General features: G+C 52.9%; 16 protein-coding genes. 7 read left to right on the top strand and 9 right to left on the bottom strand.

From position 1 onward, the window contains the following. Positions 1–392: 392 nt before the first annotated feature. A complete protein-coding gene (locus ACGG9R_RS09915; RefSeq protein ID WP_390154582.1) occupies positions 393–968 on the bottom strand; it encodes an AAA family ATPase in 576 nt (191 codons plus the stop codon). Positions 969–1,445: 477 nt separating this feature from the next. Then, the gene (gene trxA, locus ACGG9R_RS09910; protein WP_390154579.1) at positions 1,446–1,769 is read right to left on the bottom strand and encodes a thioredoxin; all 324 of its coding nucleotides are present in this window, start codon (positions 1,767–1,769) and stop codon (positions 1,446–1,448) included. A gap of 887 nt (positions 1,770–2,656) precedes the next feature. On the opposite strand from trxA, the gene ACGG9R_RS09905 reads away from it, so the two are divergent. Both ACGG9R_RS09905 and ACGG9R_RS09900 read left to right on the top strand, forming a co-directional pair. Beyond that, positions 2,657–3,241 carry a hypothetical protein gene (locus tag ACGG9R_RS09905; protein ID WP_055236811.1) on the top strand — a complete coding sequence of 195 codons (585 nt, stop codon included), beginning with the start codon at positions 2,657–2,659 and terminating at the stop codon, positions 3,239–3,241. Positions 3,242–3,332: 91 nt separating this feature from the next. Then, positions 3,333–5,066 (top strand): carbon starvation protein A, encoded by a 1,734-nt coding sequence (locus tag ACGG9R_RS09900; protein ID WP_390154576.1) that lies wholly within the window; start codon positions 3,333–3,335, stop codon positions 5,064–5,066. A gap of 132 nt (positions 5,067–5,198) precedes the next feature. Here ACGG9R_RS09900 and ACGG9R_RS09895 read toward each other — a convergent pair whose 3' ends face one another. The 4 genes from ACGG9R_RS09895 to nrdD all read right to left on the bottom strand — a co-directional run bounded on the left by ACGG9R_RS09895 (position 5,199) and on the right by nrdD (position 10,664). Then, complete coding sequence (locus ACGG9R_RS09895) at positions 5,199–6,170, bottom strand: IS3 family transposase (protein ID WP_390154573.1); 972 nt, start codon at positions 6,168–6,170, stop codon at positions 5,199–5,201. Then, the gene (locus tag ACGG9R_RS09890) at positions 6,167–6,844 is read right to left on the bottom strand and encodes a helix-turn-helix domain-containing protein (RefSeq protein WP_390151395.1); all 678 of its coding nucleotides are present in this window, start codon (positions 6,842–6,844) and stop codon (positions 6,167–6,169) included. Before ACGG9R_RS09890 ends, ACGG9R_RS09895 begins: the two co-directional genes overlap by 4 nt. Before the next feature lie 276 nt (positions 6,845–7,120). Next, positions 7,121–7,675 carry an anaerobic ribonucleoside-triphosphate reductase activating protein gene (nrdG, locus tag ACGG9R_RS09885; RefSeq protein ID WP_390154570.1) on the bottom strand — a complete coding sequence of 185 codons (555 nt, stop codon included), beginning with the start codon at positions 7,673–7,675 and terminating at the stop codon, positions 7,121–7,123. A 778-nt stretch (positions 7,676–8,453) separates the two neighbouring features. Continuing rightward, on the bottom strand, positions 8,454–10,664 hold the full coding sequence (gene nrdD, locus ACGG9R_RS09880) for an anaerobic ribonucleoside-triphosphate reductase (protein WP_390154567.1): 2,211 nt from the start codon (positions 10,662–10,664) through the stop codon (positions 8,454–8,456). Between the two features lie 661 nt (positions 10,665–11,325). On the opposite strand from nrdD, the gene ACGG9R_RS09875 reads away from it, so the two are divergent. Together ACGG9R_RS09875 and mnmA are read left to right on the top strand one after the other, a co-directional pair. Further along, positions 11,326–12,402, top strand: a complete 1,077-nt coding sequence (locus tag ACGG9R_RS09875; RefSeq protein WP_390154565.1) for a hypothetical protein — start codon at positions 11,326–11,328, stop codon at positions 12,400–12,402. Positions 12,403–13,527: 1,125 nt separating this feature from the next. Next, positions 13,528–14,586, top strand: a complete 1,059-nt coding sequence (gene mnmA, locus ACGG9R_RS09870) for a tRNA 2-thiouridine(34) synthase MnmA (RefSeq protein WP_390154563.1) — start codon at positions 13,528–13,530, stop codon at positions 14,584–14,586. A 603-nt stretch (positions 14,587–15,189) separates the two neighbouring features. On the opposite strand, the gene ACGG9R_RS09865 is transcribed toward mnmA, so the two are convergent. Further along, on the bottom strand, positions 15,190–15,987 hold the full coding sequence (locus tag ACGG9R_RS09865; RefSeq protein WP_390154560.1) for an enoyl-CoA hydratase/isomerase family protein: 798 nt from the start codon (positions 15,985–15,987) through the stop codon (positions 15,190–15,192). Between the two features lie 389 nt (positions 15,988–16,376). On the opposite strand from ACGG9R_RS09865, the gene ACGG9R_RS09860 reads away from it, so the two are divergent. Further along, entirely contained in the window at positions 16,377–17,717 is a 1,341-nt protein-coding gene (locus ACGG9R_RS09860) for an anaerobic C4-dicarboxylate transporter (RefSeq protein ID WP_390154557.1), read from the top strand. Positions 17,718–17,961: 244 nt separating this feature from the next. Here ACGG9R_RS09860 and ACGG9R_RS09855 read toward each other — a convergent pair whose 3' ends face one another. Beyond that, the gene (locus ACGG9R_RS09855) at positions 17,962–19,368 is read right to left on the bottom strand and encodes an SLC13 family permease (protein ID WP_390154554.1); all 1,407 of its coding nucleotides are present in this window, start codon (positions 19,366–19,368) and stop codon (positions 17,962–17,964) included. Between the two features lie 160 nt (positions 19,369–19,528). Between ACGG9R_RS09855 and ACGG9R_RS09850 the strand changes: the two genes are divergently transcribed. Beyond that, positions 19,529–20,443, top strand: a complete 915-nt coding sequence (locus ACGG9R_RS09850; RefSeq protein ID WP_390154551.1) for a LysR family transcriptional regulator — start codon at positions 19,529–19,531, stop codon at positions 20,441–20,443. Positions 20,444–20,574: 131 nt separating this feature from the next. Here ACGG9R_RS09850 and ACGG9R_RS09845 read toward each other — a convergent pair whose 3' ends face one another. After that, positions 20,575–21,498 (bottom strand): transglycosylase domain-containing protein, encoded by a 924-nt coding sequence (locus tag ACGG9R_RS09845; RefSeq protein WP_390154548.1) that lies wholly within the window; start codon positions 21,496–21,498, stop codon positions 20,575–20,577. A gap of 258 nt (positions 21,499–21,756) precedes the next feature. On the opposite strand from ACGG9R_RS09845, the gene gyrB reads away from it, so the two are divergent. After that, positions 21,757–23,706, top strand: coding sequence for a DNA topoisomerase (ATP-hydrolyzing) subunit B (gene gyrB / locus ACGG9R_RS09840; protein ID WP_390154545.1), 1,950 nt, complete (start codon positions 21,757–21,759; stop codon positions 23,704–23,706). The last annotated feature ends 170 nt before the right edge of the window (positions 23,707–23,876 follow it).

Below are 23,876 nucleotides of genomic sequence, written 5' to 3'. Positions count from 1 at the left end.
CCTTTCGTTATTGTTGTTATTGGAGGGAGGGTTAGCCAGTGAGGCGTACCGTCCTTTGAATCAATTTGAAAGCCTCGTGTGAATGAGAAATGAGAAATGGTGGTACGGCGCTAGATCCTTCGACTCAGTTTTCACTGTTCCGCCTTTACATTTTCGAACATCCGACATGTCACTCCGCTCAGGATGACGAAATGCGCCGCGGAGTATAGATGGCGGCGATGCCCGAAAGTCTGCGGGGAGCAGGTTTCCCGTTTGGGAGTTCTAAACATTGACCATCTGACCGCGAATGACAAAGATTTCTCGCTTCGCTCGAAATGACGATATGAGGGGCTGACGTCTCCCAGTTACTAGTCACCAGCCACTAGTCACTCCTAATCCCTAATCCCTAGGCACTACGTATGAAATCCCAATTTCTCCACATATTTTTCGATCAGTTCGGCAGCGAAAGCGTGGCCGATGCGGGAGGTATTGATGGAGAGGTCATAGTTTTTGGCAGCACCCCATGTCTCTCCGGTGTAGTAGCGGTGATAGGCGAGGCGATTCTCATCATTGGTGTGGATGATCTCCTCTGCCTCTTTGGGGCTGATGCCAAGCATATCCGCTTTGTAGCGGATGCGGTGGTCGATGTCACCGTGAATGAAAACGGAGATGCAGCCCGTATGATTTCTGAAAATGTAATTTCCGCAGCGACCGACGAGGATGAAGTCCTTCTCCGGCAGCAGGTGTTCCAAGCGATCGCGCTCCGGTTCAGTGAATTTCTTATTTCTGAAATCTATGGAGAGTGCGTAAACGATAGAGTTCACGGGGGATTCCTGGAAGAAATCCGGCATTTCATCATACATGCCTTTTTCTTTGGCAAGGCGGGCGAGACTGTCCTGATCGTGGACGGGGATGTGATAGTAGTCAGAGAGGAGCTTTCCGACGGTGTAGCCGCCGCTGCCGCTCTCGCGTGCGATGGTGATGATCATAGAGCTCTCCTTTCACCAAAAGTGAAATATTAAGATTTATTATACCACGGATGTCAAGGGGAATGAGGGGATCCCGCTCGCGAAGAATCCAGCCAAATACCCTATTGACTCAAGGTCGAAAAAATTAAGATTTTATAAAAAAAATACGCTTAGCAATTTATGAAAATATAATGATAAAGTCCCTTGCAATCCATCGTTTTCATGGTATAATACATACATAAGTTGACCGGAAGTCAACTTAGAAAACAGATTCCATTTGGCAGGTCTTCCATTCCCCCCGAAAGCCCTGTCATACCATACCTTATGATAAAGGAGGTGGCGCATCACCCTATAGATTCATTTTATTTCTTGATAACAATACCCTCTCTCCTATAAAAGCCCGGTCGATCTCCCCATCGATCGGGCTTTTTATTGCCTTGTATAAGAGCAAAAAAGAGGCTCTGCGGCATGAAGTACATGCTGCAGAGCCTCTTTGGGCTATCCTGCGATGCTCTTTAGCTGGCTGATAAATTCTTCCGCAGACATGGCACCGGTGAGACGGGTGATCTCCTCTCCGTTCTCCAGGATGACGATGGTCGGGATTGACATGATGTCGAAGTCGGCGGCGATATCAGGGAGCTCGTCTACATCAATCTTGGTGAAGTGGATGGCAGAGCCCAGCTCTGCATCCGCAGCCTCCATGACGGGAGCCATCATACGGCAGGGGCCGCACCAGGTGGCCCAGAAGTCGATGAGGGAGAGGCCCTCGCGGGTGGCGATCTCTTTCTGGAATGCTTCTTCTGTATGGATTTCAGTGATCATGGGAATCCTCCTTGTATATGACTATATCGATAAAAATGTATATGCTTGATGTACTCATTATAGCATGTGGGGCAAAGCGGTTCAATGGGCTAACCTTGAAGTTTGAAAGCAGGAATGAGTGGCTAGGGATTGGGGATTAGGGATTGGGAGTGTCTGGTGACTGAAATGGCAGCTCATGGAATCGCCACCATCTATACTCTGCGGTGCTTAGATCCTTCGACTCAGTTCTCATATTCTATATTAGCCATTTTCTAACATACGACGCTTTTCTCCGCTCAGGATGACGAAATGCACCGCGCCACAACCTTGAACCCGGCAACCTGAAGTTTGAAAGCAGGGATTGGGAATTGGTTTTGAGATTAGTACCGCTTCCCATGTATCGTCAGCCCGAGCGAAGCCCTCGATCTTTCTTGCACCCCGGTAAGAAGTCAGTGCGAGATAGCAGAAAGACGCAGAACAAAAACGTCGTTGATGAAATGGCGCATACATGCTGATTCACGTACTGCAGTAGAGATCTCTCGGCTACGCTCGAGATGACGACGACGCGAAGCGTCATCAAAATTCTGCGGCGCTTAGATCCTTCGACTCAGTTCTCATATTTTTAGATAAGCCATTTTTTAACATACGATGTTTTTCTCCGCTCAGGATGACGAAATGCGCTGCACCACCCCTGAACCCTGAACCTCTAATATTTTACTCTTTTAGCAAAATAGAGTACACATGTAAGAGATATACGTCTTTTTGATATACAATAATTCTTCATACCCGTTATAAGTATCTTTTATTATGTTATTCGAGAAAGGCAATGTATAATGAGAGAAACTCAATTTCGGATTTGTTATAATTCTAGAAGATTTTGTTATGAAAAGTTCAGAGGGGGGAGGCCAATGAGGGCTAGGAAGGATGCGGTGGAGCGTCTGCTCGCGGCGTACCGCAGGTATTATACGATCACGCGTTTTGACGGCGTGAGAGAAGCGCCGGGGGAAGGGCTCCGGGAGGCGAAGGAGCTGACGGCGCCCTTCCTGCCCGAGGGGGCGTCTCTGTCTGCGGTATGTGAATATTACGAAAGAGCAGAGAGATATTTCATTCTCCATTCGAATGAGCTATGGTCGACGCATCAGGAAGAGTTCGTCTTCGTCTTTTCCGTTCCTCATCTATCCAAAAAAGTCTTTGATGCCTGCAGGGACTACGCGTATCAGGCGGGGATGGATATGGCACACATTGGATCGGGCCATATGTATACGTATATCTCACCGGTTTTTCTGTGCGACACGGTCGATGAGGAAGCCAGGATCGCCTTGGAAAAGTGCAAGTATTACAAGACCTTCCGCTTCTCCTTCCACGGATGGATGGAGTACCATGCGGGATGTCTGGCACTTCGTGACGATCGGTTCTATTTCAATAAGGCAGGACGCTGCATGGAAAAGGGCCTGAAGAAGCTCTTCGAAGGATCTGTGCGGATGGAAGCGTGAGAAAAGGTTCAAAGAATTTCAAACGACCAACAACAAGCAGCGGTTTGCTGTGAGGGGCAGACAAGGAAGTCAAGGAGAAAGGAGAAGGATTATGAATACACTGGTATTATTGGCTGTCTGTTTAGTGATTTTGTTTTGTGGTTATGTATTTTATGGGCGCTGGCTGGTCAAGCAATGGGGCGTAGGTGAGGGGGATATCCCGACACCGGCGCATACCATGAATGATGGCATCGACTATGTGCCGGCAAAGGCACCGGTGCTGATGGGGCATCATTTCTCTTCCATCGCTGGCGCAGGCCCGATCACCGGACCGATCGGGGCCGCTATGTTTGGCTGGCTGCCGGTTACCCTGTGGGTGCTGATCGGCGGTATCTTCTTCGGTGGTGTCCATGACTTCGGGGCGCTCTTCGCTTCTGTCCGTCACAAAGGGCAGTCCATCGGGGAGATCATTTCTGCGAATATGTCCAAGAGAGCCAAGCAGCTCTTCATTATTTTCTCGTATCTGACGTTGATCCTCGTCGTAGCAGCTTTCGCTGCGATCGTAGCGTCTACCTTCGGGGCGACCTATGAAAACGGCGTCTTAAATGAAGCCAAGAGTGCGACACAGGCTTCGGTCGCGATGGTATCGCTCCTCTTCATCCTTGTTGCTATCGTATTCGGATTTGCTGTATATCGCCGTCACACCTCCATGGTGACCTCCACCATCCTGGGCGTCGCTGCGATCGTAGTCTGCATGGCGGTCGGCATGAACTGGCATCCGCTGTATTTCTCCACTACCACATGGATGTGGCTCATCGGTCTCTACATCACCATCGCCTCCGTCACTCCGGTCTGGATCCTGCTCCAGCCGCGTGACTACCTGTCTTCCTTCCTGCTCTATGCGATGCTGGCTGTCGCTGTCGTAGGCATCGTAGGCGCACATCCGGATATCAAGCCGGATCTTTTCCCGGCTTACACCGGCTTTGCGGTAGACAATGGCAATGGCATACAGTACATGTTCCCGATCCTCTTCACGACCGTAGCCTGCGGCGCGATCTCGGGCTTCCACTCTCTCGTATCCTCCGGCACGACGTCTAAGCAGCTGGATAAGGAATCGGATGCAAAGCCGATCGCTTACGGCGGCATGCTGCTGGAATGCGTACTTGCGATCATCACCCTCTGTGCCATCGCTTATGCGAGAGAAACGGGTCATGTGAAAGGTGCGACCGATATCTTCGCCGGCGGCATTGCTGCGATGATCGGTGCGATCCCGGGACTCGAAAGCATGGAGAACTCCATGTACACCCTGCTCGTCTTGACGTACTCCGCATTCTGCCTGACCTCTCTGGATACCGCGACACGTCTGGCTCGTTTCATGTTCCAGGAATTCTGGCTCGAACCGGGTGAAACACCGAAAGATATCAAGAACGGCTTCAAGAAAATGATGGTCAATCCATACTTTGCGACCGTTCTCACGGTATTCCTCGGTGTCATGCTCGGTATGAACGGCTTCATGAAGATCTGGGGGCTCTTTGGTGCAGCGAACCAGCTGCTGGCCGGCATCGGCCTCCTGGCTGTCGCAGCATGGCTCGGCAATGCAGGCAAGAACAATAGGATGTTCCTCTTCCCGATGTCTTTCATGATGGTCGTCACCATTTGCTCGCTGGCTCTGATCGTAAGAAATCAGATCCTCATCATCATGAAGGGCGGCGCGGACTGGGGCCCGTATGCACAGGCCATTATCGGTTCCTTCCTTATCGTCCTTGCATTGGAGCTTGCGGTAGAAGGCTATCGCACGATCTTCAAGAAAAAGGATCCGGACGGAGAAGCTCCGGCTCTGGACTAGAGAAAGCAAATGAAAACCCCGCTATCCGAATGATCAGCCCCTGTCAAGGTAGACATGGCAAATATCTAAAAAATTATAGCCGTAAGTTCCATGTTGGTGTTTTAGTATCAGCATGGGATTTGCGGCATTTTGTTATGCCGCGAATTTTGCTTTGTATTTCTGAATCCGTTTGTTCTCGGCAATCGGGAACTGTTCCGGGTTCTTCGCGTGCAGAGCTGCCATGCGAACTTCCATTGGCGTCCTTACTCCAAATCGTTCCTGAAAACGTTCGTAATTGTAAAAATGGACGTATTGGTCGATGGCCGAACGCAGCTCGCCGCCGCTGCTGAACTTATTCAGGGAATACATCTCTGTCTTCACAATTCCCCAGAAACCTTCCACTGGGCAATTGTCGATGCAATGCCCAACACGGGACATGGATTGCTCCATCCCCTGCTTCGAGAGCTTGAACTGGAATGCTTTACTGGTATACTGGAACCCCCGGTCACTGTGGAACAACGGGTGTGCTTCCGGATTTTTGCGAATCGCCTGCTCAAATGTGTCAAACACCAGCTTATTGTCATTGCGTCCGCTTATGACGTAGGCGACAATCGACCGGTCATAGAGATCGAGGATGGCGCTCAAATAGAGCTTTTTGACGACTGATCCTTCGTACCATTTGAATTCTGTCACGTCCGTTGCCCACTTCTGGTTCGGTCGTTCTGCCTGAAAACCCCTGTGAAGGATGTTCTCTGATGTGGCTTCTGGTGTGGTCCTTCTGTATTTTGCCTTCTTGCACCGGATCACGGAATGGATATTGAGCTCCTTCATGAGTCGATGAATGCGGTTCCTGCTGTAATGCGTGTGGTTCAGGCGATTGATCCAATCAGTCATGCGCCGATAGCCCAGGATGTGGTGGAATCGTTCATCATACTCTTGGATCAGTTGGGCGATGATCTCGTTTTCTTTTTCCGCTTTTGGGACATCTCGCTTCAGCCATTGATAATAGGATGCTCTCGTAATACCTACCTGACCACACAGCCAGCAAATGCCCCAGCCCTTTTCTGCGTGGCACTGCTGGATTGCTTCATAGGTTATGGCATGGCGCAGCCTGCCAAGTTTCACCTCCCTTCCAGGGCTTTCAATTTTTTTAAGAAATAGACCAACCTCTCCTGTTCCTCAAGCTGCCGTTTCAAGCGCCGGTTCTCACGCCGGAGACGTTCCATCTCGTCAACTTCTTCGTCGGTTTTATGATGTCCGCGCCGGTCGGTAAGGCCAGCTTCCCCGTCAGCGACGTATTTCCTCACCCAATCGTATACCTGACTGTAGGAAACGTCATAGTGCGCAGCGGTGTCCTTGTAGTTCTTGCCATGCGATAGACAATACTCCACAATCTCCTTGCGCTCCGAAAGCGATGTTTTCTTTCTTGCTCCTGCCATATAGACCTCCCGTTTTGGATCGTAGTCCTTAAGTTCTATATGGTCATTATACTGCTTCATCCAGTGCCGGAGAACGGAACGGCTTGAAATGTTGTATTTTGCTACGATGTTGTCAATGCTGCCCTCGCCACGTAGCACGGCAAGGACGCAGCTTGCCTTGAATTCCTTGCTGTAGCTTGCGTTCCCAGCTCTATCCATGAAAGAGGCCTCGCCCTGTTTCTCGTATTTCCTTACCCAGCCACGAAGACTCCGCTCGGATATCCCATTCGCTCTGGCGATTTGTCGGTAAGATCCTTTGCCGGAAAGATATTCTCTCACTCTGGCAAGCATCCAATCTGCTGAATGTTTCCTTTTGGCCATTAAAAAAATCCCCCTAAAGCAGTTTGGTTATTTACCTTGTCTGCTTTAGGGGGATCATATCAGAAAGGATGGCGGGGTTTTGTGGTTCAGGGTTCAGGGTTCGGGGTGTACTGCCCCTTGATTGGGGATGAAAGCCTCGTACGAATGAGGAATGGGGAATTAGGAATGAGGAATGAAGGTGGCGGCTTCGCCGCGAGCATATATGAGGCGATGCCCAAGGTAGCATTTAGTCACCAGTCACCAGTCACCAGTCCCTAGTCCCTAGTCACCGGCAATCTAGATCTTCGAATTCGGAGACATGCTGGTATCTCTGGGATCCCAGGCAATGATTTTTCCGGCGGAGAGGCTTTTTGGCACGTCAATGGTGCGCTGGTTGGAAGAGCCTTTGAAGAGGAGGGTGACGTCCTTCTTGTCGAGCATGAATTCACCGTCGACAAGGACATCGATGCGCTTTAAGAGCTCCATCGTTTCCGGCATGATTTTGGCAAAGCGGCCGAGAAGATCACGGTCGAAGAGGTAGCCGGAGAAGCACCAGATGGTTTTCTGCGGGTAGCGCTCCTTGAAGCGTGTGACGAGGGAGAGAAGGCCTTTCTGATTGGAGGGTTCCATGGGTTCGCCGCCCAAAAGGGTGAGGCCTTCATAGTATTCCTGTCCGACTTCTTCTAAGATATGGTCTTCGATGTCTTTTGTGAAGGGCTTGCCGTGGGCGAAGTCCCACGTTTCAGGGTTGAAGCAGCCCTTGCAGTGGTGCGTGCATCCGGAGACAAAGAGCGTGTAGCGGATGCCGGGACCATTTGCGATATCGTATTCTTTGATGTTGGAGTAATTCATGATAGTGAGATGTTCCTTATGGATAAAATGGGTTCGGGGTTTAGGGTTAGCCTCGTGGACGTGCCGCCCCCTTGATTGGGGATGAAAGCCTCGATGGATGAGAAATTAGAAATGAGAAATGCGAAATGGTAGTGCGGCGCATAAAAATATGGAAGCGCCGCGAAGTATATATGAGGCGATGCCATGAGCTGGCATGCCAGTCACTAGTCACTAGTCACCAGTCACTTGAGACTCCTAATCTCTAGCCACTTATACCTGCTTTCAAACTTCAAGGTTCAGGGTTGAGGTGGCGGCTTCGCCGAGATCCTTCGACTCAGGTCGCAGCTGTTCTGGCATTCGTTATCTCACATACGACGTTTCTAGCCGCTCAGGATGACGAAACGGGGCGATGTCCGATTAAGAATCATTCTCGCCCCTTCCTCTGGAAGGGGCAGACGAGCGAAGCGAGGCGGGGTTGGCATCCCCGTATGTGAAAATACCGCTTCGAGAGCCAATCTCCGCCCCTTCGGGGCACCTCCTTCCAAAGGAAGGAGGGAGACAAGTGGAGTGTGTTGACTGGTAACTAGGGCTCAAGGCTCTCGTGGCGGCTTTTCCGCGAGTATGTATGAGGAAAGCGGAGAGGCGCAGCACATGCGGGGAATGCGTGAGTCCTTGACCGCAAACGACAAAGATGTCTCGCTTCGCTTGAAATGACGATGCGGGGAATCTGATGCCCCCAAGGCTCCTGCCAAGCAAAAAGACGGCAGGAGCCGTCTTTGCTTATGGAGCTGCGGTGGGATCACAGATGCAGTACGCGGTCTTTGATCTCCTGGGTACGGCCCTGATTCCAGAACTGGGTGCCGATGTAGCCGCAGGTCCTTCTGGCGACGCTCATTTTGTGCTGGTCGCGATTGCCGCAGTTCGGGCATTCCCAGACGAGCTTGCCGTTTTCGTCTTCGACGATCTTGATCTCTCCATCATAGCCGCAAACCATGCAGTAGTCGCTCTTGGTATTCAGCTCTGCGTACATGATATTTTCATAGATGTACTTCATGACGGTGAGAACGGCAGGGATATTCGTCTGCATGTTCGGGACTTCGATGTAGGAGATCGCGCCGCCCGGGGAGAGCTTCTGGAAATCGGATTCAAATTTCAGCTTGTGGAAGGCGTCGATATTTTCCGCGACGTGGACGTGGTAGCTGTTGGTGATGTAGTTCTTATCTGTGACGCCTTTGATGAGCCCGAAGCGCTTCTGGAGGCATTTGGCGAATTTGTAGGTGGTGGATTCCATCGGGGTGCCGTAGACGGAGTAGGAGATGTTTTCCTTTGCTCTCCATTCGCTGCATTTGTCATTCAGCTTCTGCATGACGGACAGGGAGAATTTCCGGCCCTCTTCCGTGGTGTGGGAGACACCGAGCATGCGGACGCACATTTCATACAGGCCGGCATAGCCGAGGGAAATGGTGCTGTAGTTATTGAAGAGGAGCTTGTCGATGGTCTCGCCCTTCTTGAGGCGCGCGAGTGCGCCGTACTGCCATAGGATCGGCGCGACGTCAGAGACGGTGCCAAGGAGCCTCTCGTGGCGGCAGCGGAGGGCGCGGTGGCAGAGCTCGAGGCGGTCTTCCAGGATCTTCCAGAAGCGGTCCATGTCACCGCCGGAGGAGCAGGCGACGTCGACGAGATTGATGGTGACGACGCCCTGATTGAAGCGGCCGTAGTATTTGTGCTTGCCATCCTTGCCAAGACCTTCGGTATCCGGGGTGAGGAAGCTGCGGCAGCCCATGCATGGGTAGACATCGCCATTTTTCATCTGTCGCATGATCTTGGCGGAAATGTAGTCTGGCACCATGCGCTTGGCGGTACATTCCGCAGCGAGCTTGGTGAGGTAGTAGTAGGGGGTATCCTCATGGATATTGTCTTCATCGAGGACGTAGATGAGCTTCGGGAAGGCGGGGGTGATCCATACGCCCTTTTCATTCTTGACGCCCTGCATGCGCTGACGGAGGACTTCTTCGATGATGAGGGCAAGGTCCTTTCTCGTCTGACCGTCTGCGACTTCATCGAGGTACATGAACATGGTGACGAAAGGCGCCTGCCCGTTGCAGGTCATGAGGGTGATGAGCTGGTACTGGATGGTCTGGATGCCGGACTTGATCTCTTCCTTCAGGCGGCGTTCCACGATCTTGGAGATGATGTCTTCATCCATCGATTCGCCGGTTTCCCTGCGCTCTGCGAGGACTTCTTTTCTGATCTTCTGGCGGCTGATGTCTACGAAGGGAGCGAGGTGCGCGAGCGTGAAGGACTGTCCGCCGTACTGGTTCGAAGCGACCTGCGCGACGATCTGCGTCGTGACATTGCACGCGGTGAAGAAGGAGTGCGGCTTTTCGATCATGGTCTGGCTGATGACGGTACCATTCTGCAGCATGTCTTCCAGATTGATGAGGTCACAGTTGTGCTCGCGCTGGGCGAAATAGTCAGCGTCGTGGAAATGGATGATGCCCTGCTCGTGCGCTTTCACGATCTCCTCGGGGAGCAGCAGGCGGCGGGTGAGGTCTTTCGATACCTCGCCGGCCATGTAGTCACGCTGCGTGGAATTGATGACGGGGTTCTTGTTCGAGTTTTCCTGCTTCACCTCTTCATTGTTGAGGTCGATGAGGGAGAGAATCCCGTCATCGGTGGTATTGCTCTTTCTGGAGATCTCGCGTTTGTAGCGGTAGCGGACGTACTTCTGCGCCACCTCGTAGCCACGCATTTCCATGATGCCCGTCTCGACCATGTCCTGAATGTCTTCTACATTGCAGGCATGCGAATACGCCGAGATCTTCTTGGCGATGTTGTCGGCGACGGCCTGGATCTGAAAGCTGCTCATCTGATGGATGCCTTCGACTTCCTTATTGGCTTTGCGGATGGCATTCACGATTTTTGAAATATCAAAAGCAACTTCCTGCCCATTTCTCTTTATTACGTTTGTTTTGACTGTGATTCCCGTCATTTCTTCTCGATTTTCCATAGCTGATGCACTCTCCCGCTGGTAATCCGACGATTTTCTTAGGTTTTATCGGCTTTATAGTAAATACAAAATGTATGAAATTAACAAAAATATAAGCACAATATCTTGTGCCGGAACTATAATACAACAAATCGGGAGAAAAGGGAATAGGGAAAATATTTTCGAAGCCAAGATCTCTTTGGCAAGAAAGTGAGAGAAACCGCCAAAAAGTGAGAAAACAGCGGATTTGCTGCTGTATGAGAAATTTATGAGAGGCAGTATAAATCCTTTTTATGAGGGAGTATCAAGAAAATGTGGCTTGCTTTTTATGAAGAAGTGTATAATGAGAGGAAAGGGGTTCAGGGTTAGCCCGTGGGCGGGGCGCCCTTGATTACGGATGAAAGCTTTGCTTGAATGAGAAATTAGGAATGAGGAATTAGAAATGGTGGTGCGGCACCAGATCCTTCGACTCAGTTCTCACTGCTTTGCCTTTACATGATCGAACATCCGACATTTCACTCCGCTCAGGATGACGAAATGCGCCGCGAAGTATAAATAATGGTGATGCCATGAGCGGGCATTCCAGTCACCAGTCACTTGAGACTTCTCATCCCTAGTCACCAGTCACTAATCACTTTGTCCCCTAATCCCTAATTCCCATGTTTTTAAGGAGTATCCACTCGTGCTTTTCAAAGAAAATCCCTTCTACCTGCTCTCCGTTCATAGCACGGACGGGGCAGCGGCGATCAATGCCGCGCTCTCTCACCAGCGAAAGCTGCTTCCCCTCGAGGCGGAAGGTGCGGCTAGCGAGGCGGCGCACTGGCTTCTCAGGATGGAGAATCGCAGCGAAGCAGAATATTTCTGGCCGTCGGGGCTTTCCCGAAGGGATGCCTTTCTTCTCGCAGAAAGCGGCGAATGTGACTGCGCTCTTTCGCCGCGCCTTCGCCTGCTCCGTTTTTTGAATACGCTTTCAGAGGATACGCTCAGGCTGGAGGTGTTGCTTGCGGCAGAAGAAGATTTCCTCGCGCTGTCCCCGCTGGAGGCGCTGGAGGACATCCAGAAGGACCGCCGGATCGCCGGATTTCCTGCCTTCAAAGAACCATGGGTGATCGAAGGATACCAGCAGGCGCTGATCCTGGAGATCGGAAGCGGTGCCGTCGCTGCTTCCCGCCGTCTGCCTGAAGAAGAGCGCAGACGCCTGCTCATCGCCTTGGTGAAACAGGGACGGCGAGGAATGCTCTGCACCCAGCTTCTTTCTGCCTATGAAAGAGATGTGGAAAAGGAACGCGCGCAGCTGGAAAATGATATCGCCTACGCGCTCATGATCAGCCAAAAACATCCGCAGCAGGGACGATCGCTCCTTGCAGAGAAGAGTCGCCGCTACCTGTCTTTGTCGATGCCGCTCTATGCGATGAGCGGCTGCTGGGTACTCCGCCCCGTCTTTTCCAGCATTCGAAATCGCGCGATCGATCTGTCGGAGCGCCTCGGACGGGAGACGGGCGAGCGCTGGTTCTCCCTCTTGGAAGAGCTCTTTGCCTTCGTGCCGGCCTTTGCAAAGGAGATCAGGGAAGATCAGGCGCGCCTTTCCTGCGGAGAGAAGCTCCCCCGCGGGAAAGAGGGGATATCCAAAAAGGACAGACTGGAAATACCGCGCCACATATCGGAGATCCCTCACGTGAAGATGGAAAAAGGGGATCGCCGCTGGGGGATCGTGGTGGTCATAGTGCTCGCACTGGCGTTCCTATTCTTTGGGCGGTAACAGGACATGGGCTAAGGAAACGCTGATTAAATCACAGAATCAGATTTCATATGGATTTTTATACATAGCGTCGTCGACATCCTCCTTAAATAGCTCGCTATTCGCGCCCTCTGTCTCCTCGCTCTGTATAAAAATCCAAGAATGAAATCCGATAACGATTTAATCAGTGTTTCCTAAGTTTGAAAGCAGGGATGAGCAGCTATGGATTAGGAATTGGAGATCAGGGGGGGTAAAGTGACTGGTGACTAAGAATCAGACTCAAAGACTGCGAGACAAGGAGACATCAGATTTCCCTGCATCTTTTCTCCCTCCCTCCTTCCTTTGGAAGGAGGTGCCCCGAAGGGGCGGAGGTTGGCTGCGTGAAGCGGTATTTTCACATGCGGGGATGCCAACCCCGCCTCGCTTCGCTCGTTTGCCCCTTCCAGAGAAAGGGGCGAGAATGATTCTTAATCGGGCATCGCCTCATATATACTCGCGGCGAAGCCGCCACGAGAGCCCGGAGCCTTAGTTACCAGTCAACGCACTCCACTTTTCTCCCTCCTTCCTTTGGAAGGAGGTGCCCCGAAGGGGCGGAGGTTGGCTGCGTGAAACGGTATTTTCACATGCGAGGATGCCAACCCCGCCTCGCTTCGCTCGTCTGCCCCTTCCAGAGGAAGGGGCAAGAATGATTCTTAATCGGGCATCGCCTCATATACTTGCGGCGAAGCCGCCACCTTCATTCCTCATTCAAGCGGGGGGGGGTTCAGCCAAAATCAAAGGATGCCCCGCCCTAGGGAAACGCTGATTAAATCGCAGCGTCAAATTCTACAAGAATTTTTATACATAGCTTCGTCATAGCCTTCCTTAAATAGCTCGCTATTCGCGTCAGGTTATTCCTCGCTATGCATAAAAATTCAAGAGTAAAATTTGACAACGATTTAATCAGTGTTTCCCTAGGAACAAACCCTAATTTTTTTCTTTCATTTCTGCTATAATAAAACAATCCTTCGGACTTTCACTCCGATGAGATTTTCTGGGGATACCCCCGGGATGATGGTTTTGGGAATGGTAGGGACCAGAAAGGAATGGATATTCTTTCCATCTCTGGCAGTTGCTGCTCTTCCCGCAGAAAGGATACCTATTTTTATGACAGAAAAGAAAAAAGTCGTCGTCGCCATGTCCGGCGGTGTCGACAGCACACTCACCGCCAAGCTCCTTCTGGAAGCGGGCTACGAAGTCTGCGGTGCGATCATGCACCAGTTCGACGGGCAGGAGAAGGAGATCGAAGGCGCGAGAGCCATGGCTGATTTCATCGGCATCCCCTTTCAGGTCGTCGATGTCAGAGAGGCTTACCAGAAATTCGTCCTCCGCTACTTCATCGACGCTTACGCCAAAGGCATGACGCCGAATCCCTGCATGATGTGCGACTTCAAGGTGAAATTTGGCCTCTTCTATGACGAAGTCAGAAAACACTTCGACGCACCGTATTTTGCAACGGGTCACTATGCGAGGATCCTCTTCCATCCAGAGCGGCAAAAATACGAAGTCCATAAAGGCATCGACATGGGCAAGGACCAGTCGTACATGATGTATCACCTCACGCAGGACCAGCTTGCGCATATCATTTTCCCGCTAGGGCGCACCTTCAAGAAAGACACCCGCCGGATCTCCAAAGAAAAAGGGCTTCCCACCTACAACAAAGCCGAGTCACAGGATATCTGCTTTTTGACCAGTGAGACATCCTACGTCGAATTTCTCAAGAACCATGCACCGGAAGCCTTCTCCGAAGGCGATATTGTAGACACCAAAGGCCGCGTCCTCGGACGCCACCGCGGCATCCCTTACTACACCATCGGACAGCGAAAGGGTCTCGGCATCGCAGCGAGGACTCCGCTCTATGTCGTCGCGTTAAAGCCCGAGAGATCGCAGGTCATCGTTGGCACGAATGACGAGCTCTTCCGCACCCGCCTTCTCGCGGACGAGCTTCACTTCACCGATGGCGAAGCGCCCGGAGAGGAATTTTCCTGTGAGGCCAAGATCCGCTACGGCATCCGCGTCCATGACTGTACCGTGACGCTCGAAAGAAACGGCCGCGCTGTCGTGAAATTCAAAGAACCCCAGCGCGCCATCACCAGCGGCCAGTCCGTCGTCTTCTACGACGGTGACAGGCTCATCGGCGGAGGAACGATCGTGAGGGGACTGTAAGCATAGAAAAAACGTTGTACTCATGGCATGGGTACAACGTTTTTTTGATGGGTTTAAGGGTTCAAGGTTCAAGGTTCAGGGTTCAGGGTTGTGGTACGGCGCATTTCGTCATCCTGAGTGGAGAAAAACGTCGTATGTTAGGGAAACGCTGATTAAATCGCAGAGCCTGACTTGGCATGTATTTTCATACAATGCTTCGTCATAACCCGCCTTACATAGCTTGCTATTCGCGGCGGCTTATTCCTCGCCTTGCATGAAAATACAAGAGCCAAGTCGGACAACGATTTAATCAGTGTTTCCCTAGAAAATGGCTTATCTGAAGTATGAGAACTGAGTCGAAGGATCTAAGCGCCGCGAAGCATACATAGGGCAATGCCCGCTCTCTGTTTTTCCCTCCTTCCTTTGGAAGGAGGTGCCCCGAAGGGGCGGAGGTTGGCGTGGAAAGCGGTCATTTCACATACGTGGAGCCAACCCCGTCTCGCTGCGCTCGCCTGCCCCTTCCAAAGGAAGGGGCTAGGGAAATGCTCGAAATACTTTTCTAAAACTTGCAGCGAAACTGGCATTGCAACCCCGAACCCATCAACCTGAACCCTGAACCCTTTCCTATTTCCCCTTAAATTCCGCGGGGCGTTTTTCGAGGAACGCTGTGATGCCTTCCTTGAAATCCTCCGAAGACGAGCATTCGCCGAGGTAGACAGACTCTGCCTTCATGTATTCCTCAAAGCCCTTGTACATGCTTTCGAACATCAATTTCTTCATATTTCTATAAGCGAGCGTCGGGCCCTTCGTCAGCTTTTCTGCAAACGCATAGACCGTCGGCAGGAGCTCCTCCTTCGTCGTGACAGCTTTTACGAGGCCGATGTCATAGGCTTCCTGGGCCGCTACGATGCGTCCCGTGACGAACATGTCGAAGGCGCGGTGCGTACCGATCATGCGCGGGAGCGTGTACACGCCGCCCGTATCCGGACAGAGACCGATGCCGACAAAGGCCTGCAGGAACTTCGCATTGTCTGCGGCATAGATGAAGTCACAGGCAAAGGCCAGATTTGCCGCCCCGCCCGCGCACGCACCGGCGACCGCACAGATCACGATCTTCGACATCTTCTTTATGTACAGCACGATCTCCGACAGCTTGCCTGCCAGAGGTCCCATGGACTCTTTCGCAAAATTCGGCTCATCGCAGTGCGCCTTCATGAAGCGGATATCGCCGCCTCCGCTGAAGGCACGCCCGGCGCCTGCAAGCACGACGACCTTCACCGCTTGATCCGCTTCCGCTTCATGCAGTGCGCTTTCCACCTCGAGCGACATGTTCATGTCGAGGGCATTCAGCGTCGGTGCGTAGTCCAGCGTGATGGTCGCGATGGATCTCTCTACCGTGTAGTGAATCATTTTGTAATCCATGGGGATACCTCCTTTTTGAATCAGTGTTTCCTTAGAAGTCTGTGTCTATATTATACATCTTTTGAGGAAAATGAGAAATTGAAGATCGCCCTTTTGCGTCATTGGCTTCTATTTTGTCCATGGCAAAAAGAAAGGTCATTGGCGAGAAGGGAAGGGCTTCCTTGGGAATGGATCGGGGGCAGAGTGCAGTCCGACATTCGCGAAAAAGGGAGACTCTAAAAAAGAGAAATGTCCATTCCATGTTCCTTTTGCTGCTTGGATACCATAAATGCATAGCAACCCCGATCTCCCATGCATAACCTGTATTTTGATAGACTCAATGCATGGTGTATACTATAAATCATCGAATCATCCAAAATAAGCATACAATAAAATGGAGGAAATGATTTATGGAAATGCTATTGGGGTTTATTGTCCTTCTCGGGTGTCTCTTCCTGGGAATTAAGCACGGGGGGATCGGGCTTGCGGTCATCAGCGGCATCGGTCTTACGCTGTACACGTTTGTTTTCCACTACAAGCCGGGCACGCCGCCGATCGGCGTCATGCTGACCATTCTGGCGGTCGTCACCTGTGCGGGCTTCCTGCAGACGTCCGGCGGGCTGACGGTCATGCTGAAGTATGCGGAAAAATTCCTGCGCAACAACCCGAAACATATCACGATCCTGGCGCCGGTGACGACCTGGTTCCTGACTGTCCTCTGCGGCACGGGTCATGTCGTGTACACCATGTTCCCGATCATTTATGATATTTCTATCAAGCAGAATATCCGCCCGGAACGTCCGATGGCGGTATCGTCCATCGCATCCCAGATGGGGATCTCGGCATCTCCTGTATCGGTCGCTGTCGTTTCCATCGTAGGCTTCATGGCGGTGGCGGGCTACACCTTCAACCTGCTGCAGATCCTTGCGGTGTCCATCCCTGCGACTTTGATCGGCGTCATCTGTGCGGCTCTTGTCAGCTATAAGAGAGGCAAGGATCTTGAGAATGATCCCGCGTTCCAGGAAATGATCAAGGATCCGGAACAGAAGTCCTATGTCTTTGGCGAGAATGAATCGCTGCAGGGCAAGGAACTGCCGTCTTCTTATTATCATGCGACCATCATTTTCCTTGTAGGTATCATCCTCATCGCGATCCTGGGCAATTTCCCGGATCTTCTGCCGCACTTTGCTGATGCGAAGGGCAAGATGAAGGCGATCTCTATGACGACGGTCATCCAGATCATCATGCTCCTGATCTCTGCGATTATTCTCTTCGTCTGCAAGACGAAGGCGAAGGAGGTCGGAAACAGCCAGGTCTTCCGTGCGGGGGTCGTCGCGCTGGTCTCTGTATACGGTGTCGCTTGGATGGCGGATACCTATTTTGCAAATCATATGTCGATCCTGAAGACCTTCCTGGGCTCTGTCGTTACGGCATATCCATGGGCGTATGCGGTCGTTCTCTTCTTCACCTCGAAGCTGGTCAATTCTCAGGGCGCGGCCGTCGCTATCGTCATGCCGATGGCGCTGAATCTGGGCATGGATCCGATCATGGTGCTGTCTTTCATCCCTGCCTGCTATGGTTACTTCTTCCTGCCGACCTACCCGTCGGATCTGGCGTGCATCGGCTTTGACCGTTCCGGTACGACAAGGATCGGGAAGTTTGTTCTGAACCACAGCTTCATGCTGCCGGGACTCACCGGTGTCGTGACAGCCTGCATCGCCGGCTTCATCATCGCACATGTGCTGTACTAAGATCGTACTAAGACATATATGAGAGACTAAGAAAACGCTCCCGTCGAACATTCGACGGGAGCGTTTTTGCGTGTGTGGTGATTGGTGACTAGTGACTGGCGGCAGAGGTCAGAAGTCTGATGTCTAATCCCTAATCCCTAATCCCTAGCTACTCATCCCTGCTTTCAAAATTCAGAAGTCAGAAGTCAGATGTCAGATGTCTCCCTGTCTAATCCCCAGTCCCCAGTCCCTAGCTACCTTTATTTCACAACTCACTAAAGAGCGGTGAGTACATCATGAAGAGGGTACAGGTGGTGATCGTGGTGGCGAGTGTGATCAGAGTGAGGAGGAGGCCATACTTGATCTGCTGCGCGGCATCGAGTCCGTGACCGATGGGGATGGCGCGGGTGGAGATCGGAAGGACGTAGGCGCAGTTGGCGGCGACGATGCTGCCAAGGATGTAAGGGATGGGATTCACGCCCAGGGCTTTCGTAAGGCCGGTGACGACGGGGATGGAAATGGAGGCGGCGGCGGTATTGCTCGAGAGCTCGGAGAGGAAGGTGGCAAAGCCGCAGGAGATCGCCATGATGGAGAGACTGCCAGAGAGATGCATGGCGGCGATGAGGGAGGCGAGCTGCTCGATCGCGCCGGTCTCGATGACGAGGCGGCCCAGGGCGAGGCCGGAGGCAAAGAGGCAGATCATGCCCCACATGATGTGCGACTCGGCGTATTTCCATGTGAGCATCGGATGGCCTGTTTCATCCTTCAGGAAAAACATGAATAGACCGAGTGTGAGGAAGATGTAGGCAGGCTTCCAGCCGGGGAGCAGGTCGGCGAAGGCAGGGCGGGCGAAGGCAAGGATGGTCGCGGAAAGGAAGAGGATGAGGCCGATCCATTCGCCTTTCTTCAGCGGGCCGAAGGCCTTGTACATGTCCTGAAAGTAGCTTCGTGTACCCTTCATCTCTTTCACGGGGACGGGGATCGCCCACAGGAAGAGAAGGTTCACGAAGAAAATGATCGCAAGCAGCGGGAGGAAGCGGATGACCCAGTCATAGTACATGAATTCGCGTCCCGTGAGCTGCTCGATGTAGGAGACAGCGACGAGATTGGCAGATGAGCCGATCGGTGAGCCGAAGCCGCCGATACCGCTTCCCCAGCCGATGGCAAGAAGGATGGGAAGGGCGAGGCGGCTCTTTGTGATGTCCTTTTCGCCGACGAAGTGGAGCATGGCGACGGCGATGGGGCAGAAGATGGCAGCGACGACGACATTCGGCAGGAAGACGGAGAGCAGGGTCGAGGCGAGGAACCAGACAAAGATCTGGTTCTTCATCGAGGTGCCGATGCAGCAGAGCGTCTTGACGGAGATCCTTCGATCAAGTCCTGTGGTCGTCCATGTAAGGCAGATGAGATCGGAGCCTAAGAGCAGGACGGCGATCTCGGAGAAGTACTGGCTGAGCACGTGGCCTTCGGGGATCAGATCAAAGAAGGAATCCACCAGAATGGGGATGAAGGCGGTGACGTAAATGGAAACGGGGCGGAGGATCCACCATAGTGCCATCCAGACGGCAGTGCCGATCGCAAAGGATTGCGCAGGCGTGAAGGTGCTTGTAAGTGCAAAGGCGGTGAATGCAAAGCTGGCAGGGCCGGCGAGGATTTCGAGTATATTTTTCATGAGACCTCCTTGGGGAAAGCGGGGTGGTGCGAAGCCTTCATGGGCCGCGCCTTCGGAATCGTTTTCTTTTCCTATTATAGGATGCTATACTATAAAAGAAAAACTGTTATATAACGTACTAAGTACAGGGGAATGCCTGTACTATGAAGGAGGAGATCCGATGAATTTTTTGACGATACACTACTTCCTGACGCTGGTCGAAGAGCGAAATTTTACGCGGGCCGCGGAGCGGCTACATGTGACGCAGCAGACGCTTTCGGGGCATATCGCGATGGTAGAGAGGGAGGTGGGGATGAAGCTCTTCATCCGTCATGTGCCGCTCGAGCTGACGGATGGGGGCGAGGTATTTTATCGCTACGCGCGTATGTTCCAGCGCAATGAACTGGCATTTCGCCGTGCGCTTTCAGATGTGTCGGGAAGTGAGAGCGGAGTGCTTCGCATCGGTGTCGCGCCCGCCCGCGGCGAGGTCCTGCTGCCGCCCTTGCTCGAAGCCTTTCACCGTCGGTATCCGCGCGTGCGCATCGTTCTTTGCGAGATGGCGAATGCAATGATCTGGAAAGCGTTGGAACGGGAGGAGATCGATCTGGCGTTGGCGCGGTGGGAAGAGGAGCTGCCCGGTGTCTCGCTCTATCCCTATCAGGAAGAGGAGATCGTGCTTCTTCTTTCCGTCGATCTGTATCAGCGCCTGCCGGGGACAGAGGAAGAGAAATCGCGCGTTCTCTCTGCGCCGCAAAAGGAGCTGCCTGTTTTTTTAGAGCAGTGCGATTTTCTTCTGAACAGCGAAGGGGATATCGCCGGACGTCTGGCGAGGAAGCTTTTCCGTGAGGCCAGCTTCGCTCCGCGCGTGGCGGCGGAGTCTGAGCATATGGCGACGATGCTCCGGCTCTGCCTGCGGGGACTGGGGGCGTATTTTTGCCCGAAAAGCCTGGCCGAGGCCATGCTTGCCCCGTCGGATATGCAAAAACTCCACCAGATCGCTTTCACGGAAGGGAAATATATGATTTCCTTCGCGTGCCATGAAAGCTCGCATCGGTGGAGTATGATAGAGAATTTTTTGAAAATAGCAGGAAAGTAGGGGAACGGGTTCAGGGTTCAGGGTTCAAGGTTCAGGGCTCTCGTGGCGGCTTCGCCGCCTTTTTTTTAGAAGATGGTATTCTCGTATCGCAGCCTTCCCCCTCTAGGGGAAGGTGCCCCTTCCAGCCCTTCTCACTTCAGCCACAGCTCGGCCGCAGCCGAGGCGGCCTGTGTCGGCGTGATGACGCCCTGCTCGGCCATGAGGGCGAGGACGACGGTCATGCGCTTCGCGCCTTCCTTCGGGTGCGAGATGGGGTCATAGGCGGACGGCGCCTGCGGGAGACCGGCGAGCATCGCGCACTGGGCGAGGTCGAGCTCCTTGGGTGCTTTGCCAAAGTAGGTGCGGCTGGCTTCCTTGAGGCCGTAGGCACCGTGACCGTAGTAAATGGTATTCAGATAGAGCTCGAGGATCTCCTCCTTGCTGTAATTCCGCTCTAGCTGGACGGCGAGCGCCAGCTCTTCGATCTTGCGGGTCATGGTACGGTCATTCGAGAGGAAGATGTTTTTCACGGTCTGCTGGGTGATGGTGCTGTCGCCCTGGAGCGTTTCTCCGGCGAGATAGTTCGTGAAAGCAGCGCGCGCGACGCCGATGAGGTCCATCGCGCCGTGCTCATAGAAGCGGCGGTCTTCGGTCGCGACGATCCCTTTCTTGAGGTAGTCCGGGATCTCGGCAAAGGGGACGAATTCTTCTCGATGCACACGCGCCTCCAGTGCTTCCTTGAAATGGAGCACATTGTCCATTTTTTCCTTGGCGGTGAGGAGCTTCTCCGTCCCGTCGACGGGGCTTTTTGCGTCCGGCTTCGGCGGCCGTGCTTCGATGCTGCCCTCTTGGGTCTCTGAAGAGGAAAGACCGGAGATCAGTGTCTTGACGGTATCTGAGATCTCCGTCAGGATGCCTTTCTCTTCGGCGGGCTGTGCGTCCTTCGGCAGGCTCTTTTGGACGGCATGTGGTCTGACAGGTTCATGTACGACATTCTTCGTGAGCTCGCTGCCTGAGGAGAAGCCCCAGTACATCGCGCCGCCTAAGATCAATAAAAGGAAAAGAAATTTTTTCATAAGTAGCCTCACTGTGTTTGCATTTCCTTCATTGTAACACAGGTGGGACGGGTAGGGGAAATGTTGCGGCTGCAAAAAGGCGGGGGGCGCTTTCGCATGGCGGGCGTTTCCCCGCGTTTTCAGCCATTTCCCCTTCATGCGAAATACTCTCAAATATGGTATAATAAATACGCACCAATCAAGGTGCGCTATATATATGTAAATAAATAAAAGGCGGTCATGCATGACAGGCCGCCATTTTTTTGTAAGGAGAATCTCATGTCTGAAGATATTCATGAAATCCAGGCTCGTCACAGCGAAGAGAATGGCAAGAAAGACTACGGCGCAGATGACATCCGTGTCCTCGAAGGGCTCGAAGCGGTGCGTCTGCGTCCGGGTATGTACATCGGCTCGACATCAGCGCGCGGTCTGCACCATCTGGTCTACGAAGTCGTCGACAACAGTATAGATGAAGCACTCGCAGGCTACTGTACGCACATCGAAGTGACGCTCAATGATGACGGCAGCTGTACAGTCACGGATAATGGCCGCGGTATTCCGACGGGGATGCACGAGACCGGGAAACCTGCCATGGAAGTCGTACTGACCGTGCTCCATGCAGGCGGCAAATTCGGCGGGGATGGCTATCCGATCTCCGGCGGTCTGCACGGCGTCGGCATCTCTGTCGTGAATGCGCTCTCCGAATGGACACGCGTCGTGGTGCGCCGTGAAGGACATTTCCATGAAATGAGACTGTCCCGCGGGGAAGTCACGCAGTATATGAAGACCTACGGAGAAACGAAGGAGACGGGCACGTCTGTCACCTTCAAGCCGGATATCGAGATCTTCAAAGAAGGGGTGGACTTCGACTATGATACCCTGAAGATCCGCATGCGCGAGCTGGCTTTTCTGAATAAAGGCCTCACCATCACGCTGACAGACCTACGCGACGGTGCGACCCACGAGGAGAAATTCCACTATGCCGGCGGCATCACGGAATTCGTCCAGTTCCTGAATGAAGGCAAGGATCTTGTCGATCCGGCAGTCATTGCATTCGAAGGCGAGAAGGATAAGGTCATCGTCGATATCGCGATGCAGTACCAGACAGGCTACAGCGAAAGCATGTATACCTTCGTCAATGACATCAATACCATCGAAGGCGGCATGCACCTTGCCGGCTTCCGCAGCGCGCTCACCCGTGTCCTCAATGAATATGCACGTAAGAATAACATCCTCAAGAACAATGAAGCGAACCTTTCCGGCGATGATGTCCGTGAAGGGCTGACCTGCGTCATTTCCGTCAAAGTCCCGAATCCGCAGTTTGAAGGCCAGACCAAGACGAAGCTCGGAAATCTCGAGGTCAAGGGCATCGTGGATAATCTCGTCTCTGAAGGCCTGCGTACCTACCTCGAAGAGCATCCCGCGGAAGGGAAGGCCATCGTCGAGAAAGGCATCACGGCGAGCCGTGCCCGCGAAGCAGCCCGCCGCGCCCGTGAGCTGACCCGGCGCAAGAATGCGCTCGAAGTCTCCAGCCTTCCGGGAAAGCTGGCTGACTGCACAGAAAAAGACCCGAAGATGACAGAGATCTATATCGTCGAAGGGGACTCTGCAGGCGGATCTGCGAAGTCCGGCCGTGACCGCCGCTATCAGGCGATCCTCCCGCTGCGCGGCAAGATCTTGAATGTAGAAAAAGCCCGTCTCGACCGTGTCCTGAATTCCGATGCCATCCGTACCATGATCACCGCTTTCGGTACGGGCGTCGGTGAAGACTTCGACATCACGAAGCTCCGCTATTACAAGATCATCATCATGACGGATGCCGATGTCGATGGCGCGCACATCAGGACACTGCTCCTCACCTTCTTCTATCGCTATATGAAGCCGCTCGTCACCGAAGGTCACGTCTTCATCGCCCAGCCGCCGCTGTATCAGGTACGCAAGGGGCGTCAGAAATACTACACCTACGATGATGATGAGCAGAATAAGCTCCTCGATGAGATCGGCCGCGATGGCTGTGCGATCCAGCGCTACAAAGGGCTGGGCGAAATGAATCCGGAACAGCTCTGGGATACCACGATGAATCCGGAACAGCGCGTCATGCTGAAGGTCGAGCTCACCGATGCTGTCGAAGCAGACCGCCTCTTCACCATCCTCATGGGTGACAAGGTCGAGCCGAGACGCAAATTCATCGAAGAGCATGCGAAGGACGTCACGAATCTGGACCTGTAATGTGGTAGAAGCTAGTGACTGGTGACTAGTGACTGGGATTCTCCGGCATCGTCATCCCGAGCGTAGCCGAGGGATCTCTACTGCTCTGCGGGAATCAGCGCGTATGTGTCTGGGAAAAACGATGTCTTGGTGCTGTCTCACAGCAGGCAATGAGCGTTCTGTAATAGAGA

The sequence above is a fragment of the Dialister sp. i34-0019-2H8 genome (assembly GCF_042846925.1).
Taxonomy (GTDB): domain Bacteria; phylum Bacillota; class Negativicutes; order Veillonellales; family Dialisteraceae; genus Dialister.
Note: the sequence above shows the minus strand (reverse complement) of the source record. Positions and strands in the feature narration are given on the sequence as shown.

Coding starts and splice junctions, on each gene's coding strand:
- ACGG9R_RS09915 (WP_390154582.1), bottom strand. CDS start 968: ATGATCATCACCATCGCACGCGAGAGCGGCAGCGGCGGCTACACCGTC.
- trxA (WP_390154579.1), bottom strand. CDS start 1,769: ATGATCACTGAAATCCATACAGAAGAAGCATTCCAGAAAGAGATCGCC.
- ACGG9R_RS09905 (WP_055236811.1), top strand. CDS start 2,657: ATGAGGGCTAGGAAGGATGCGGTGGAGCGTCTGCTCGCGGCGTACCGC.
- ACGG9R_RS09900 (WP_390154576.1), top strand. CDS start 3,333: ATGAATACACTGGTATTATTGGCTGTCTGTTTAGTGATTTTGTTTTGT.
- ACGG9R_RS09890 (WP_390151395.1), bottom strand. CDS start 6,844: ATGGCCAAAAGGAAACATTCAGCAGATTGGATGCTTGCCAGAGTGAGA.
- nrdG (WP_390154570.1), bottom strand. CDS start 7,675: ATGAATTACTCCAACATCAAAGAATACGATATCGCAAATGGTCCCGGC.
- nrdD (WP_390154567.1), bottom strand. CDS start 10,664: ATGGAAAATCGAGAAGAAATGACGGGAATCACAGTCAAAACAAACGTA.
- mnmA (WP_390154563.1), top strand. CDS start 13,528: ATGACAGAAAAGAAAAAAGTCGTCGTCGCCATGTCCGGCGGTGTCGAC.
- ACGG9R_RS09865 (WP_390154560.1), bottom strand. CDS start 15,987: ATGGATTACAAAATGATTCACTACACGGTAGAGAGATCCATCGCGACC.
- ACGG9R_RS09860 (WP_390154557.1), top strand. CDS start 16,377: ATGGAAATGCTATTGGGGTTTATTGTCCTTCTCGGGTGTCTCTTCCTG.
- ACGG9R_RS09855 (WP_390154554.1), bottom strand. CDS start 19,368: ATGAAAAATATACTCGAAATCCTCGCCGGCCCTGCCAGCTTTGCATTC.
- ACGG9R_RS09850 (WP_390154551.1), top strand. CDS start 19,529: ATGAATTTTTTGACGATACACTACTTCCTGACGCTGGTCGAAGAGCGA.
- ACGG9R_RS09845 (WP_390154548.1), bottom strand. CDS start 21,498: ATGAAAAAATTTCTTTTCCTTTTATTGATCTTAGGCGGCGCGATGTAC.
- gyrB (WP_390154545.1), top strand. CDS start 21,757: ATGTCTGAAGATATTCATGAAATCCAGGCTCGTCACAGCGAAGAGAAT.